Here is a 16,783-nt window from a genome sequence, read left to right as displayed (position 1 = left end):
TAGAGAGAGGATATTGGTTTGGAATGCAATGTTTTCGATAATAGCAACAGCATTATTGATTGAGTTGGTAGCAACTTGAATCTCTGTCATAGCCGTAGCGGTACGTTGTGCCAGTTCTGCACCTTCTTTGGCACTTGCATCGGTTTGTGCCGCCATAGATGCCATATCGTTTGCTTTTTGGGCATTCTGTTGAACATTACTGGTCATCTCTTCCATCGCCGCCGCTGTCTCTTCCAAGCTTGCCGCTTGTTGGTTGCTCGCGGTGGAGAGGGATTCCATCGCCTGTTTTAGAAACGACGCTTCGCTTCGGAGATTAAGTCCGTTTTGGAGATTCGTCGTCAGCATTACGGTGATCTCTTGTGCTAGATTATTGACACCGTCGATGAGTGCGGCCATTTCACCCTGTTGATTATTTTTAGCAATCTCGGAAGTGAAATCATTCGACGCATACAAGTGAAGCGTTTGAACGATTTGGGCGAACTGTTTGCTCAGTAAGAGGGTAAATGCGTTAAACGAGTTAGCAATAACGCTCACCTCGGTACCGTCTCCTTCGATATTAGTAGGCTTAAACAATCCCGATTTCATTTGATCAAGTGCTAAAATCAGTTCCCCCATCGCAAGCATATCTTTTTGTTTCGCTTCGACGATGGATTGGAGACGATGATGGGCGGTATCGGCAATGTGCTGAATTTTTCGATCTGAAAAACTCGCGTTTGCATAACGGTAGCGGTTACGTTTACCCTCTATCACATCAAGCACTTCGTGCATGATCTCTTCGAGCAGTTGGGCATCGGTAGATTTTATTCCAAACATTTGGTTTCCTTAGAGTGTCTTATAAAGTGCGGTAGCGGTTGCGATCTCATCGTCTGTAGCAAAACGTCTGCATGAAATATAGTGGCGTTTTCCCTCACGCATAACCGGATAAACGGTGGCATAAACCCAGTAAAACTGATTTCCGCCATTAACACTGTTTTTGACAAATCCTGTCCAGATTTTCCCTGTTTTTACGGTGTCCCATAAATCTTTAAACGCGGCACGCGGCATATCAGGATGACGGACAATGTTATGAGGCTTTCCGATTAGATCATCAACACGGTACCCCGCAGCCTCACAAAAATCATCGTTTGCAAAAATGATAATCCCTTTTTCATCGGTTTCCGAAACCAAAAAAGCTTTTTCGGTGAGAACACGCTCTGAGCCTTTTGAGATGAATATATTCATTCATTATCCTTAGAAATATGTATAATGAAATAATGACGGTTTATTGTTGCATTTGTGTGGCAGAATGAAGAATTTCCTCTTTTCCTGCAAACTCTTTTTGACTAATTTCACTATACATTTGATCCGACAAATTTTGCACAATGGCAGACAATGAAGAGACATTGGCGGCCGTTTTTGCATTTTGCTGCGTCAATTGATCCAACTGTCCTACGGCACCGTTAATTTGGCTGATTCCAGCCATTTGTTCACGATTGGCATTGGCTACATCACGTACCATATCATCCGTTTGAGCAATTTTTTGTGTTATTAAAAGAAAACTGTCCATCATATTTTTAGACGTTTCCAATCCGCCGTGTGATTTTTCACGTGCAGTTTTGGCAACTTCTTGAATATTTTTAGCAGCTTCTGCACTGCGGTTGGCAAGATTGCGTACTTCCTGAGCAACAACGGCAAACCCTCTCCCCGCATCTCCTGCGGTTGCCGCTTCAACGGCGGCATTGAGGCTGAGGATATTGGTTTGAAACGCGATATTTCCGATAATATCAACGGCCTGATTGATCGCTTCGGTTGCACTCACCATTTCACTCATAGCGTCCAAACTCTCACGTGCAACACTATTGCCCCGTTCAGCCGCAATTTTTGCTTCTTGAGCGAGAGCCGTCATCTCTTGTGCTTTTGCCGCACTGGCCGAAACATTTGCTGTGAGTTCTTCAATAGCCGCAGCAGTCTCTTCGAGACTGGATGCTTGTTCATTCGAACTGCTGCTGAGTTCATCGGAATAGTGACTAAGATCAAACGTATTGCGTCGGAGGGAGAGAGAATTGGTAAGTTGTTGACAATATTGATCCGCAATAATATCTTGAAGTTCATTGATATGTAGATTGAGCTTTTTGATATCTTTTTCCCATCCGTCTGATTTAAACGGCATTCGTAAATCATTGTGGCTAATACGGGTAAATCCATCTTCGATTTCACAGAATAGTTCTTTGAGACGGCTCATCAGTCCATTATAAAAAATAGTCGTTTCTTTAAGTACCGTACTTCCGTTTACGGTACACTCGGCCATAGAAACATTGGTTAATTCTCCGGTTTTGGCACGAAAAACCGTTAGTGCGAGCATTCCGGCTTGGATATAGTTTGCATCTCGCACCATTTTATAGTCATGGGCAAAATGACTGAGATCGCTGAGCAAATCATTGATTAACGCTCTCGAACTCTCCTCTTCGATAGTGGTTTCATTAACGGTTTCAAAAACAAAATCTCGACAATTTTGAATCGCTTCTTTGAGTAATAAATAATCTTTTTTTCTGATATCAAACATATATATGAATCCTTATTTTATTGTTTTGTAGAGTGCGTCATATTTATTAATTTCTGCACGTGTCGGTTTACGACGCAGTGAGAGGTAGCGTGTTTCGCCATTTTCAAAAGTAATAGGAGATACGGTCGCATAGACCCAGTAAAAATCTCCTCGTTTGGTTTTATTTTTGACAAAACCATTCCATGTTTTTCCCTCTTTGATCGTTTTCCACAAATCTGCAAAAGCGACTTTTGGCATATCCTGATGTCGCAGAATATTGTGCGGTTGTCCGAGCAGTTCTTCCCAACTGTATCCGCTGTATCGGATAAAATCGTCATTAGCAAAAGTGATAACCCCTTTTGCATCGGTTTCAGAGATGATCAGAGAGCTGTGATCCATTTCGATTTCTGCCATTATTTATACCTCTTTTAATAGTGCTATGTATCTGTCAAACAGATCGTAATATTTTAGAGTTGCAAGTATGTTGCAAAATAAAGCAGACGTTAAGAAAAGTACTATTTTTAGACTATTAAGAGTTTCCGTGTGTAAAAAAGTAATTGCATTCGGGAGAGCAAAAGCTCCCCGATAAAAAATCATACTTCTTTGATTAAATTGTCCATAAGAATGAAAAGCTCACTGCTCGCTTTTTCCATCTCTTGAAAGTTTGTGATGATTTCGGTGGCGTGAGTGATGCACTCTTTTTTATCCGCATCTTTGATGTATTTTAGATTTTTGTTGACCCGATCATGGACGACCGTGTGCGGAGCCATCATTAACGGGAAGCTGGCAGTTTTTCCAAAACGATGTTTCCCTTCACTATGGTACCATTGCCCGATACTGCACTGATGGGTGTCCAGCACTTCTAACCGACTTTCACATCGCATCATTGAGTTATACGCTCGTGATTTATAGATAATATGATCGATTTTTGCCAAAACAATAAAGACACTGTTTTCCATCATATACGAAGAGGAAACAATATTGGATGAACTTTCGCTCAGCTGGATCAGTGTCCCCTCAAATGCGTTGATCTTCTGGCTCGACTTTTCAACGACACTGTTCATCTCCTCAGCACTTTTTTCGATCTCATCCATGTCCTGTTTAAGCGAGTTAATCGAGACGGTGATCTCTCCGGTCGCTTTGTGTGTCCGATCGGCGAGTTTACGCACTTCATCCGCAACCACGGCAAAGCCTCGTCCATGCTCACCCGCGCGTGCCGCTTCGATTGCGGCATTGAGGGCGAGGAGATTCGTTTGTTCGGCAATATCGGTGATAAGACTGATTACCGAGTTGATCTCTTGTGTCCGTGACGCAATATTGGCAATGGCGTGAGAATTGTTATTCACCGTCTCGCTCAATGATTCCAAATCCTCTATAATCACTTCAATCGTACTACGACTGTTGTTCGCTAGGGTTTCTGCATGTTTGGTCGCTTCCGTCACCTCTTTGAGATTCGAAACGTTATCTTCTAAGTTGTGCTGAATAACGGAGAGGGTTTCTGTCACTTCAACAGAGAGCTTGCTGAGTTCAGAGTTGAGAGCATCTTGCTGTTTTTTGGTCTCTTGTTCTTTCATAATAGCAATGCTATTTTTTACCAACTCTATCGCTTGAATAAAATCACCGTGCATTCCCTCATTGGTAAGAGGTTGAGAGAAATTCCCCCGTGTCGCATTACCGATAGAGATATAGATTTTATGGATAAATGTTTCGATCTGAGTGACGAGTTTCTGGAGCGATTGCCCCATAATACCGAGTTCCGTATCGGGTGTCGTATCGATCTCGATCCCGGCAAAATTACCGTTGGATACTTTTTCAATCATTTCGGTAAAGGAAGTGAGGGCAGAGATAATCGAGCGCTGTATTAAATTCGAGAAAGTAAAGATCAAAAGTGCAACGCCAAGACCTGCAATAAGAACCGACATTTTATAAAAAAGAATTTCGTTATGCATTTGAGAGATGGTAGTTTTGAAATTCTCTTGTTTTATTTCAATCACCTTTTCAAAGGTTACACGAGAGGCTTCGGCATAGGGAGTCAGCTCTTTTTTGTACTGGGCATAAATAGGGATTGTATTCAAGGAAATAGCATCTTTATCCATCCCCCCTAGTGTCTTCATCATATCCATCAAATTGTCTAAAAAGGTATAGGTACTTTTTTTGGCATCTGCGATCAGTTCTTGTGACTGGGGATCTTCTATCTTTTCGAGCTGTTCAAAATTATTTTTGATCTTTTCTACACGATCATGCAGTTTAACCATATTCTTATCGTAACTGTTTCCCAACATGATGTCACGGCTGGTTCGGCTGACATAATTGAGATCTTTTTCGATCTCCAATGTATACAGAGCCCCTGCCGTAGCATTGTGCTGCAAATCATTATAGTCGGATTCAATTTTAGTCAATGCAAAAAAAACGAAGAATGATGCCAAGACAACTGCGGTAGTTACACTTCCAATCAAATAACTCATCCGTTTACGGATAGTTATTTTGTCTAAAAAACCTCTATTCATACCATTCTCCTTTGATTGACTCTAATAACCCGATACTTTTGTAAAAATTTAGATTTTTCCCTCACGCGCATAGCGTGCTTTAAACGTTGGATATTTTTTAATACGGATAATGATCGTACCGTTCTCATCAACTTTAGAAACTTCCGTATACGCTAATTCATAGCGATGGCTGCGATAGTACTCTTGAACACTTAGTGCCATTGCATCGATATTTTTAGGATTCTTTTCCAACCCCAATGAAGGGCGTACAAGATTCATAAGACGTTGTGTCGATATTTTTTCGTTTCCGTCAAAAAAGATTTTGTTGATGAGATTCGGTTTGATCTCACGGCGTTTCATCTCTCCGATCGCTTGTGCGTCAAAATCAGCATATTTACCGATGCGAATAAGGAGACTTTTATCCTCTTGATCCATTTTTTCAACAGATGCGTAAGCGAGAACATAGTTATTTCTATGGTAGTAGGCTTCTATCTCTTTCGCAATTGCATTTGAGTGTTGAAGATCCAACGGAGTTCCCATATAAGGGTGCGCGACTTTAAGAAGTTTTTTTGTCGGGACTTTGACGTTTCCTACAAAAAATATTTTATCGATAGTAGAACTTGGGGCTGATGCAAATGCGTAAGCCGTAAACATAAATCCGCAAAGCAGAACTTTAAGTGGCATGGTGAGTCCTTTTGATAATTCTCTTATACGAGAGTAAACTATAAAGAGGATTCTATTGGTTTAGTGTTGCAAATATGTTGCAACACACTTGTTTTACTCTTTACTTATTTGTCCCATAACACGATCGAAAAATTGTAAAAAGGCTTCGGTATTCGCCGTTTTTTGTTCATGATCCATTCGATCGTATTTTTCAGAAATTAAGTTTTCCAATTCAGCCATTATCTCCTGCATTTCTGCATCGATCTGATCTATTTTTTCTGCTGTGCTACATTGTTTACTCATTTTATTTCTCCTTTGTATGTGAACAATTGATTAATTTGATGTGATCTAACCCTTTAAAAACACCTAATGTCGCTTTTTCAATTTGAGTGCTTAACGCATATATTTTTTCATTAGATTCATGTTTTGAATCGGCATTAATCAAAGATTGAACACCGTTATGAACCATTTCATGTTCAACAAGCAATGCTTCCCATTGCGGTGTTTTAGCATAAGGCATATGCTTATGCGCATCGATCCATTTCCCCAATGCACAATCATGATGGCCGGTAACACGCCAAGGCTCATGGGCAAATTTGAGTTTTCCGTAATTGCTCTCTTTAAAAATAATATGATCCAGTTTAAGCTTTGCCATATCGAAAAGAAGCTGTGTATCGCACGTATGCGCTTTGTGCGCCTCATCATATTTAATTCGAGATAGCATCAGCTCAAACTGCTCGGTTTTAGAGAGGATGTCACCGGCAATTTCAGCCACATTATTGGCTGTTTTTGCATTTTGCTGGGTCATCTGATCCAGCTGAGAAACCGCATCATTGATTTGATTGATTCCTGCCATTTGTTCACGACTTGCATTCGCAACATCACGTACCATGTCATCGGTTTGGATAATTTTCTGAGAGATAAGAGAAAAACTGTCCATCATATGTTGTGATGTTTCTAACCCTCCGCGCGATTTTTCACGTGCTGAGCGAGCAAGTTCTTGAATCTGCTTTGCCGCTTCGGCACTGCGGTTGGCAAGATTTCGAACCTCTTGTGCAACCACTGCAAACCCTTTCCCCGCATCTCCGGCAGTTGCCGCTTCGACAGCCGCATTGAGGCTCAAAATATTAGTCTGAAAGGCGATATTATCGATAATATCAACGGCATTGTTGATCGCTTCAGCCGCACTGACAATTTCACCCATAGCACTAAGACTCGCGTGAGCGATAGTATTGCCTCTTTCGGCAGCAAGTTTCGCCTCTTGTGCTACATGTGTCATCGCTTCGGCTTTAGATGCATTAGCCGCAACATTCGACGTAAGTTCTTCAATCGCGGCGGCAGTCTCTTCCAAACTCGATGCCTGTTGATTAGCGCTGGTGCTGAGTTCGTCACCCGATGAGCTCAATGCACTCGCCTCGGTATTAAATTCTTGTGAAAATTTTGCAATCATTGCAAAGATTTCACTGTTGCTCGTCGCCATAGAACTGGCTGCATTTTGGATCGAGGCAAATGACCCACCAATACTCATACCGGTATCGGAGAGAGATGCCGAATAATCGCCATTGGCCATTTTAGTCATCACAGCGATCAAATTTGCAAAAGTTCGCTCGATCTCATCCACCATTTTATTGAGTGAATGTGCTAGCACATTCAAACTCGGATCGCTATAATGGGTGGGAATTCGATTGTACAAAAGCCCCTTTGCAACAAAATCAGAAACCGTTCCGAAATCGATGATGCTTTGTCTCTGTTCAGCGAATTTTTTATCTAGTATCGCGATGTTTCGGTTGATTTCGACCGCTAATTTTCCGAATTCATCCTTACCAAGATCTGGGAGGGGGAGGGTACTCTCTTGTTCACCGCCTAAGAATTGGAAAAAAGAGATGAGACCGTTTTGTGTTTTGGACAAAGAATCTTTAATCTGCGATACGATCAGCATCATGACAATTCCTAGTGCAATCAGCAATAATAGTCCGCCGATTCCTGCATAAATACTCCAAGTGACAATGTGATGTTTAAAGGTCTCCTGCATCGCAGCAGCTTCTTTTGTTTTTGATTCCACTAATTTTTCCATCGACTTTCGCGATGCTTTAGCCATAGGTGAAAAATTTTGATGATAATAGTGATAAATATCCGCTGTACTTCGATTTTGATTTTTGAGCGTATTCATAAGATTAGAAGATGCGGATATAAAGACCAAAGCATCTTTCTGAGCTTGTTGTTGAAGCTTTAGTTGAGAGGGTTCAACACATGCGGCTTCCACCTCTTTGAAATGGGTCTCAATTTTTTTCCGTGTCTCCTCAAGTTTGGCTAGATTTTCTTTCAAATCTCCTCCAAGCATAATTTCACGGGTGATGCGGCTAAAATAATTAAGCTCTTTTTCCGTTTCCAAAACGGCTTTAACCCCTTTAAAGCTTTGCGCTTCAAAGGTATCAAACTCAGTATTAAGCGATGTCATAGCCCCTATGGAGAGGAGAGTGCCCATCCCGACGGCTATCGAAGTCAAGATCATTATATAACCGAGTTTTTTCGCTACGGATATCCGTTGTAACCATTTTTTCATCTCTATTCCTTATTTTTAACTGTTAAAAAAGCTCGATGTCCGAGTCTGATGAGGCATGGTGCTGATTACTGAGCATCCCCTGTAAACTCAAAGCGTCGCTGATAAGTGAGTTATCCATATAGTGGATATCTTCAACATCCCTGTAAAAGAAAATTCCCCGCCTCCATTGCTCTAAATTGTCAAATAAGGAGGTGAGCATCGGCATAATGGAAGGAATCTTACTGACATCTTCAATCGAGTCGAAGGTGGTGGCTAACTGCTGAATTCCATACGAAAGGGCGCTGAATTGCGGAATCATCTCCAACTCTTTAGCATAAGCATGTACGATTTTGCTCAACGTGAATAATGTGTCTTGATTGATATTCCGTTCTGCACTGACCAATAAAACATTAAAATTGTCTTCTAATATCTCAAGATCTTCATTCGTTTTATCGAGCTCAAAAGGGTGTACGCTGTGAAACTCTACCGCAGACATTTTTTCACTGCGGGTGTAGAGCATTATCTTTTCATCAGCATTAAGTTCTCGTCCGCTGAGTTGTTCTTGGGGCATACTTATTGGTTCAGACTCTTTCATACGCTTGATTTCAGCTAGTGCTTTTTGAAGCTCTGCATTACTTTTGCGCAATTCTTGATTTGTCTCTTCGAGCGTAGTACTGAAATAATCAAACATTTTATGATCATAAATGGCTTGTGCACTTTTATTAAGTTGTGTCAGAACACGATTCATATCAACCGGTTTAAGCAAGAAACCGTCAATTCCGAGATTGATAAGTGTGATAAGATTGTCACTCTCGGAGTGTCCCGATAAAATAAGAATATTTTGTTCACTGTTATGCATACGTATTTTTTCGGTCAGTTCAATGCCGCCCATCAAAGGCATAGTTAAATCGGTAAGTACTAAATCATACGATTGTTCTTTATACATTTTCAATGCTTCGATGCCGTTTTCGGCTGTATTAATACAACCGAAAAAACGTCCTAAAAATATTTTCAGCTGCATGCGCAAATCGCTGTCATCTTCAACAAGAAGCAATTTCATATCGTATGCGATCTCTTTAAGATTTTTAACTATAGAGGATGATTCGTTATAAACCATGATAAAGTGACTCCTATTACGATTCAAAGTGAATTATTAGTAAAAATAATCCAGTTGCACAATTATTTCTTTTTAGTGTCGCAAATATGTTGCAAACGGCAAAGTTGTAAAAATTAGTTCATTTCTTTGTTTTGTAGAGTTCTCAATATTTTTTCTCCCGATAATAATGAGGTAATATTTTTACATTCCGGAGCACCATCATCCATCTTTTTCATATGATTTGGTGAGACTTTTAAGGATAAACAAACACGGGCATATTCTTTATCCCAGCCAAAACAACTGTGATAACGCTCAAGGAGAGTGTGTTCTTCACCTGTAGGGGCATAGAGCTCGATTTCATGAATCAGCGCTTTTTTAAGCAGAGATAGATTTTTTTCTTCAAAGTAGTCGATCGTGGAGTAGGGGGCTATAAGTGCAATAACTTTAGAAACATCCCCTTTTTTAGCAAGAATATTGGCAGTTGATATAATATTTTTTTTGTAGGCATCAATGTGATTCTTAAATATTTGTGTTGTTCGCAGGGCAGGGTACTCGGAGGAGAGGGTAAATAGTTGTATGAGATTATTGGTTTTGGAAGCATTATTGAATGCATCAAAAGCTTTGATCTGATTTTTAAAATCATTTCCGGTAAGTGCAAAAGGTTTTATTCGGGTTAGCTTTGAAGCATATTCATCGGCTTGGTCCATTTTTCCCTCAGCCATCAGTGCCAGTGTTTTATCAATCAAAGTTTCACCGTAGCTCATAAAGCGGCGATATATTTTTGTTTGACGTAAAACTTCATGCTTTTCGCCTATATCGCTCAAAGCTGCAAAATTTCTTGTTAACGCACTGGACACGAGTTTTTTATAATTTTCTTCAAGTACTTCGGGCCTTGGTATGAGGCTATGCACACATCTGGTGCATCCTCCTGGAGCGGATTCAATGTACTCGTTAAATTTCCCAGGATCAATCTCTAAAAGTTTAATTTCATACATAAGCGCTTTCAAGCAACTGGTACGGACTTCATGAAACTCCCGTAATTGTCGTAATTGCGGTGAATTACGAACGGATACACAGGCGCCTTGTGCATTTCCTATAGAAATTTTCTCCATAAACGGGACAATCTCTTCAGAAGTATAAAGAGAGTGCATCAATTCTTTACGGATCGCCCCATCGGCAACGATGAGCGAAACCATTGCTTCATGACCTTTTCTCTCATCAGAGTTAGAAGGATTAAATTTAAAGATCGCTTCATACTGTTTCTCAAGTTTTGCACACATCTCTTTATTGACAAATAGCAAAGGAAACTCTCCGACTAGAAGGGAGAGATTAGCGATATTACCTATTTCAATGGCGCTATACGCTTCTTGCAGTCTCAAATGAAGATCAATGACAACACCATTTCCATCTGAAAAACCGACAAAAATTTTCTCACCTGAGACGCTGATGGATGTGATTCCCCAAAAATCAAAATTGACACACCCCAATTTGACTCCGTCAGAATTGTTGTAAATCATTAACTGATTGCTCCGTGAACCCAATAAAATCACATTCTCATTGAAGCCTGAAGCAATATGAGTCGGCCATTCCAATGACGGATCTCCCAGAAACTGCTGATTTAATAATAGGTTATAGACGTATGTCGTCCCTGCGCGTGTAAATCCAATAATCTTGTTGTTATCGGCTGCAAATGTAACTGCTTCAGCGATTTCATCCATACGAAAAACCTGAACGACCTTATGGGTATCAATGCGGAGCAAATGTATTTTTTTATCCATTGTCGAAATTACAATTTTTGATCCGTCTTTAGAAAATGCCGCACACACGATTGAATCTGAAAGATGAACTTCACACAGACGCTCATATGTGTGTGTTTTGTAGATATCCAATCTGCCGGAGTTGCTACCAATCGCAAAAAAAAGGTTATCATCACTGAATAGGACAACATCCGGGTTACTCATAGGAATCATAGAAAGAAGTTTCACGGGCTCAAGTGAGAGAAAAATGACACGTTCATTTGAATGGTCACACACTAAGCCGAATTTACCGTCATTGGTAATCGTAACTGAACTCCCATAACGGTTGGGATACGATTCAACCCCTTTCATATTTGCATGTTTTAAATATTCTGCTTGGGATGTGTAGCGATAAATAGTTGGGGTGGAATCAATCACTACAACACCTGATTCATTAATAGTAGAAGCAACGATACTTCTAAGGGCATGTAAGGATGAGTATTCTAATGACATTGTATTTACCCCCAAACTGTCGGAATACACTATTATTTCCCTTTAGTGTTGCAAGTGTGTCGCAAAATACAGTGTTATGATTCATACGGGTTTCCGTACAAGAGATTTCAAATATAATATATATTATGTTAATCAAATAAAATTTCAGTTGAGATAAGTTAGACTTTCATTATGGAATCTACAAAAGAACAACTCATCGCCGATATCGAAAATCTTCTCAACCGCTATGATGAAGTGAAGCCGACACACATCAATCCTGAACTATTACAGTTTTTAGACCGTCAAACGCTTCTAAGCATTATTGACTCTATTCTCAGACAGCAAGAAAAAACCAACGAAACAAACATTGAGTGGCTTGAACAATTTAAACAATACTAATTTTGATTCACAATTTCTATATTTGCAACACTTTTGCGACACAAATAAGAAATAATAATGCGGGTCAGTTTGGAAAACAAATATGACTATTTCATTGCCTCTCTAACTAAAGTTGTTTCTTTAAGGTAATGCTAAAAAATATTATCTATAATTACAACAATTTAACACAATGACATTTTTTAACATGTCATTAACAAAAAGGATCATACCATGTCATCAAACGTCGATTTAATCCAGCTTACCGAACAGACTAAAAAACTCACGGCAATGGTCGTTGAAGACGAAGTAGTTGCTAATGATCTTTTGAGCTCAACGTTCAAAAACTTTTTTGCTGAAGTCACTTCTGCCTATAATGGAGCTGAGGCTCTTCGTATGTATGAAAAAATCAATCCGGATATTATTTTCGTTGATATCATCATGCCAGAAATCGACGGCATTGAGCTTGCACGCCGTATCCGTTCAATCAACCCGTCTCAAATCATTATCGTAATCTCCGCGAGCAACGATATCCAAAAAATCTCTGAATCAATCGAAGTGGGTGTCAACAGCTTTATCCAAAAACCGATCGATACAAAAAAGATTCTTGAGATGCTTCAAAACATCACTAGCCTTGTTGCAAAACGCAAAAAAATCGAAACGAAAACGTTCTCAATTTCATTGCCGCTTGATGTCTATGAGTTGGTTGACGATAACGCAAAAGCAGAAAGTATCTCTAAAAATGCGGTTATTATCCGCGCTCTTCGCTCTTTTTACAATAGCTAGTCTCCCCTCTTCCCGCTTTGCGGGAAAAGATTCTACAAATTTAGCTTTTTTTCAGCAATTGGTTTGTATAATTTCGGCTCAGGTTCACCTGATCTTTTTAATACGGCCCCATCATCTAATGGTTAGGATTCCAGATTTTCATTCTGGCCATACGAGTTCGAATCTCGTTGGGGTCACCACTTTTTAAATCTCCTCTTAAAAAATCTCATTAAAACTACACACATTTTGCTTTAATATTGCTATTCTAATCTCATTCGTATGCTATAATCAGTTACACGGTATATAAGGTTTAAGATGGACAAAATACGGATCAAGGCAACATTGCTTTCGATATTCATTGTCCTATTGCTCATAAGTTATTTTCTTTTCAATGCGTTAGAGAGTAAAAAACGCACCTTAGACGATAAAATGTACGAGCATCACGAACTTCTCCAAAATACTTACAAACTTTCTGTCTTCACTACCGAAAAATCTCTTAATTATCTCGGGTTTCAGATCCTGACCGATCAAAAAATCGTTAATGCGTTTGAAGCACGCGACCGAGAAACTCTATACCGATTGGCACTTCCTTATTTTAATAAAGCATACGCGCGTGGAGAAGTCGATTTAACCGGCTTTATTCGCAACGACGGGATTCATTTTTTACGTCTTACCGATCCAAAAAAATTCGGCGATAACATTGCAAAAAAACGTCCTATGATCGAAGAAGCTCTTCGGACACGCCAGCCCATAGTATCCTTGGATGTTACCCTTTACAATATATCTTTGGTGACCCTCGTCCCTATTTTTAAAGAAAATCGTTTTTTAGGTCTTCTTCAGGCATCTGTTAAAATCAACCGTATACAAGAACATCTCGATATCCACTCCGGAATTAAAAGTGCATTGGCTTTTGATTCAAAAACTCTTCATACACTTCTTCCCGACAAACATTTAAAAGAATACGGTGACTATGCCCTGATTTCATATAATGATCCATTATTTGAAAATCTACCAAACGAGTATACATTAGAAGATTCGTATCGTATTACTTACAATGGCAGAACCTATATGATTGCTCCCGAAGAGCTGCGAACGTATGCGAACAAATCTTTGGCAAAGATTGTGTGCGCTCTCGATGTAACCGAAGATGAAATCATATATAAACGCGAAATACGTGAGCTGATTATCGTCAGTCTTTTAGTATTGATCTTGTTAAGTATCGTATTGCATTTCGGATTTAAAGCATTGATAGATCGCATACATGATCTCTCATCGCAGCATAGCAAACAACTTCATTACCAACTTTACAACGATTCTCTTACACGCTTACCCAACCGTAAAGCTCTCTTTGAAGATCTTTCTCATAACTATTATCGGGGCGTTATGCTGCTGAATATTGATAATTTTAAAGAGATGAATGATTTATACGGACATGAAATCGGAGATAAAATTTTATCAGCTATTGGAAATACCCTTCAAAATACAGTCATAGATCATCCGCTTACCGTCTATAAAATGCACGCCGATGAATACGCTCTGGCTCTGACTGAATCCATTTCCGAACATAAATTTGCCCATTTGTGTCATGAAATTTTGCATACACTGAATGAAGGGTATTACGATATCGACGGGATCAGTATTTTTGTCACTTTTGGAATGGGAGCCGATCTTTGTTTTGAAGAGGGGTGTGATTTAATCGGGAGAGCCGATATGGCACTCAAAACAGCAAAAAAGCGGGGAGTTTCCTTTGTAAAATATAACGATGAACTCCATATTAAAGAAGAATACTCCAATAATATCTACTGGAGTAAAAAACTGAAAGATGCAATTGATGAACACCGCTTTGCCCTTTACTACCAAGGGATACATGAGAGTTCAGCACAGTCCATTATTGAATATGAGGCGTTAATTCGAATCATTGACAAAGACGGCTCGGTTATTTCGCCTGCAATGTTTTTGGATATCGCCAAAAAATCGCGTCTTTATCGTCACATCACTCATTTCGTCGTGAATGAAATTTTTACGCAACTCCATGATACATCGCACACCTATTCGATCAATCTCTCTTTAGACGATATTCTAAATCAAGAGACGCAAAATCTTATTTATAAACATTTAAAAGAATCAAATGTCGGCAATCGGCTTATTTTTGAAATCTTAGAGAGTGAAGGGATTGAAAATTTTGAGGAAGTTTCACATTTCATCACACACGTTAAAAAATACGGATGTAAAATTGCCATTGATGATTTTGGAAGCGGCTACTCAAATTTTGCCTATTTAATGCGTTTGAATGTAGATTTTATTAAAATCGATGGATCGCTCATCAAAAATCTTGATATCGATCTCAGTGCACAAGACATTGTACGTACCATTGTCGAATTCGCCAATCGTCTTAATATCCGAACCATTGCCGAGTTTGTCTCTACCGCCTCTATTTATGATGAATGTAAAGAGCTTAGAATTGATTATATTCAGGGATATTATTTAAGTGAACCCCAACCAAAGGTATAAGTGGATTCTCAAAAATCATAATTGAGTATAAAGTTCTGCTGCGTTATTCCGTTTTTTCGGAAAATAAAATTGTATTCCGAAGCTCCGGGAATTTGATAGGTCTCACCTCGAGCTACTTTGCGTGCCAAAAGGTATTCCGCACGCAGCCCTTTTAGTGCCCCTTTGAATCGATAAAAAACATCAATATTCCATTGGGCATAGCTTGGATGGCCGTATTTATTGTATTTCCACTCTTTGGCATCCGTTTTTTTGTATTCTCCATAACCTGCCATCACATCCAAACCACTCAACCCCTGTCCGGCAAAATTATGTTCAACGCTCGTAAGCCATGCATGACAATTACCGCTTCCGTCACTGCGTTCACGTTTTTGAAAGGTATAAAGAGGTTCTTTTCCCCACTCTCTCGGAAATAAAAAGCGCCCATCGTCCGTTGTTTGATTGTAGGCAAACGTCAACTTTGAATTCTGATATTTAATGGCTGTTTTAACCCCGTAGGTTGTACTCTTTTCCCCCTCTTGCATGTACGATTTTGCTTTAATAGCATTGGTTGGAACACTATTGTCCTCACCATTACCGCCATCACCCGATTGACGCTGGTAAATATATTGTGCACCATAGGAGAGTTCAACTGGACCGTAGGGGAATATAAAGCTTACATCGGCATATGCGAGATTAAAAATATTTTCCAAATAATAATCCCATACATCAATCGTAAATTCTTTGGGAGTCCCATAGCGTATATTGGCTACAAAAAGACCATCCGATGACGTATTTCCTCTATAATTTCCCGCAACAGCAGTATCAAGAGAACTATTTCCCATTTCATATCCGTAGCCCAAAGAGTCTTCGACACTTTTCCAATCAGGAGTATTTCGGTTCCAAAAAGCATTGATATAACCGGCTTGGACACTCAAGACATTTGAGAAAACCGAAGTCGCCCACACTCCTTGCTCAAACGTCGGAATCATACGCCCATCTTGCGGATTGACAAAGGGGGTATCCAGTTTCATCCGCCCCAGTGTAATAGAATTTTTTTCATAGTGGTAACGTACATACGCTTCACCAATATTGGTGACACTGGAGGCATCATAATTGATTGAATCGACCAATCCGACGACATAGCGGGAATTTTTATTGGAGGCTAGCGGTTCAACATTGTCCGAGGAGATATTATCTTTGATAAAGTGTGTCGTATAAAGGCCAACAGCCCCTTGGAAACGATTCCAGTTTGGTGTAAGATAAAGAAGTTTCCCCCCAACCGCAGTCGCTTCATAATCGTGTAAAGGTTCTTGATTGTCTTCCGTCATGGTAAAAACACGAATCTGACCTTGAACTTTTCCAAATGATGTATCATCTTGAGCATGCGATGAGAGTACGACCAGTGCAAACGCAGCGATTCCCGATAATTTCATCGACACACTCTCCTCAAATTTATAGCAGACTATTAGGCCGTTTCATTCCCGCCCGTTACTTTGATATGCCACGGTTCATAGCGGACGCCGAAAGGGTTCCCTTTTGTATAGCGTATCGCAATATGGCCGCCATCATACAGCTTTTTAAAGACATCGGTTTCTTGAAATTTTGTACTGAAATTTC

The 16,783-nt window shown here is 39.8% G+C and carries 13 protein-coding genes, 1 tRNA gene and 1 pseudogene; 4 read left to right on the top strand and 11 right to left on the bottom strand.

What is annotated here, in order from left to right; all coding sequences use genetic code 11:
• The 10 genes and pseudogenes from A2517_RS11195 to A2517_RS11150 all read right to left on the bottom strand — a co-directional run.
• Positions 1-813, bottom strand: a pseudogene (locus A2517_RS11195) (hypothetical protein); the annotation flags it as partial.
• Positions 814-822: 9 nt separating this feature from the next.
• Positions 823-1,221 (bottom strand): PAS domain-containing protein, encoded by a 399-nt coding sequence (locus A2517_RS11190; RefSeq protein WP_294897051.1) that lies wholly within the window; start codon positions 1,219-1,221, stop codon positions 823-825.
• A 40-nt stretch (positions 1,222-1,261) separates the two neighbouring features.
• Positions 1,262-2,542 (bottom strand): methyl-accepting chemotaxis protein, encoded by a 1,281-nt coding sequence (locus A2517_RS11185; RefSeq protein ID WP_294897050.1) that lies wholly within the window; start codon positions 2,540-2,542, stop codon positions 1,262-1,264.
• Between the two features lie 12 nt (positions 2,543-2,554).
• Complete coding sequence (locus A2517_RS11180) at positions 2,555-2,935, bottom strand: PAS domain-containing protein (RefSeq protein WP_294897049.1); 381 nt, start codon at positions 2,933-2,935, stop codon at positions 2,555-2,557.
• Between the two features lie 179 nt (positions 2,936-3,114).
• Complete coding sequence (locus tag A2517_RS11175) at positions 3,115-5,028, bottom strand: methyl-accepting chemotaxis protein (RefSeq protein WP_294897047.1); 1,914 nt, start codon at positions 5,026-5,028, stop codon at positions 3,115-3,117.
• A gap of 48 nt (positions 5,029-5,076) precedes the next feature.
• On the bottom strand, positions 5,077-5,691 hold the full coding sequence (locus A2517_RS11170; RefSeq protein WP_294897045.1) for a POTRA domain-containing protein: 615 nt from the start codon (positions 5,689-5,691) through the stop codon (positions 5,077-5,079).
• Positions 5,692-5,784: 93 nt separating this feature from the next.
• A complete protein-coding gene (locus A2517_RS11165; RefSeq protein ID WP_294897043.1) occupies positions 5,785-5,973 on the bottom strand; it encodes a hypothetical protein in 189 nt (62 codons plus the stop codon).
• Position 5,974: 1 nt separating this feature from the next.
• Complete coding sequence (locus A2517_RS11160; RefSeq protein WP_294897041.1) at positions 5,975-8,233, bottom strand: methyl-accepting chemotaxis protein; 2,259 nt, start codon at positions 8,231-8,233, stop codon at positions 5,975-5,977.
• 22 nt (positions 8,234-8,255) lie between these two features.
• A complete protein-coding gene (locus tag A2517_RS11155) occupies positions 8,256-9,329 on the bottom strand; it encodes a response regulator (RefSeq protein ID WP_294897039.1) in 1,074 nt (357 codons plus the stop codon).
• Positions 9,330-9,442: 113 nt separating this feature from the next.
• A complete protein-coding gene (locus A2517_RS11150; RefSeq protein ID WP_294897037.1) occupies positions 9,443-11,557 on the bottom strand; it encodes a WD40 repeat domain-containing protein in 2,115 nt (704 codons plus the stop codon).
• A gap of 171 nt (positions 11,558-11,728) precedes the next feature.
• Here A2517_RS11150 and A2517_RS11145 point away from each other — a divergent pair, with 171 nt between their 5' ends.
• From A2517_RS11145 to A2517_RS11130, 4 genes are all read left to right on the top strand, one after another.
• Positions 11,729-11,935 carry a hypothetical protein gene (locus A2517_RS11145; RefSeq protein ID WP_294897035.1) on the top strand — a complete coding sequence of 69 codons (207 nt, stop codon included), beginning with the start codon at positions 11,729-11,731 and terminating at the stop codon, positions 11,933-11,935.
• A gap of 210 nt (positions 11,936-12,145) precedes the next feature.
• Positions 12,146-12,697: a response regulator gene (locus A2517_RS11140; RefSeq protein WP_294897033.1), complete on the top strand. Its 552-nt coding sequence runs from the start codon at positions 12,146-12,148 to the stop codon at positions 12,695-12,697.
• Between the two features lie 104 nt (positions 12,698-12,801).
• Positions 12,802-12,876: transfer RNA gene (locus tag A2517_RS11135), tRNA-Glu, on the top strand.
• Between the two features lie 229 nt (positions 12,877-13,105).
• Positions 13,106-15,187, top strand: a complete 2,082-nt coding sequence (locus A2517_RS11130; RefSeq protein WP_294897031.1) for an EAL domain-containing protein — start codon at positions 13,106-13,108, stop codon at positions 15,185-15,187.
• A gap of 8 nt (positions 15,188-15,195) precedes the next feature.
• Here A2517_RS11130 and A2517_RS11125 read toward each other — a convergent pair whose 3' ends face one another.
• Entirely contained in the window at positions 15,196-16,599 is a 1,404-nt protein-coding gene (locus A2517_RS11125; RefSeq protein WP_294897029.1) for an OprD family outer membrane porin, read from the bottom strand.
• Positions 16,600-16,783: the final 184 nt, after the last annotated feature.

This window comes from Sulfuricurvum sp. RIFOXYD12_FULL_44_77 (assembly GCF_001830725.1).
Classification (GTDB): domain Bacteria; phylum Campylobacterota; class Campylobacteria; order Campylobacterales; family Sulfurimonadaceae; genus Sulfuricurvum; species Sulfuricurvum kujiense_A.
Note: the sequence above shows the minus strand (reverse complement) of the source record. Positions and strands in the feature narration are given on the sequence as shown.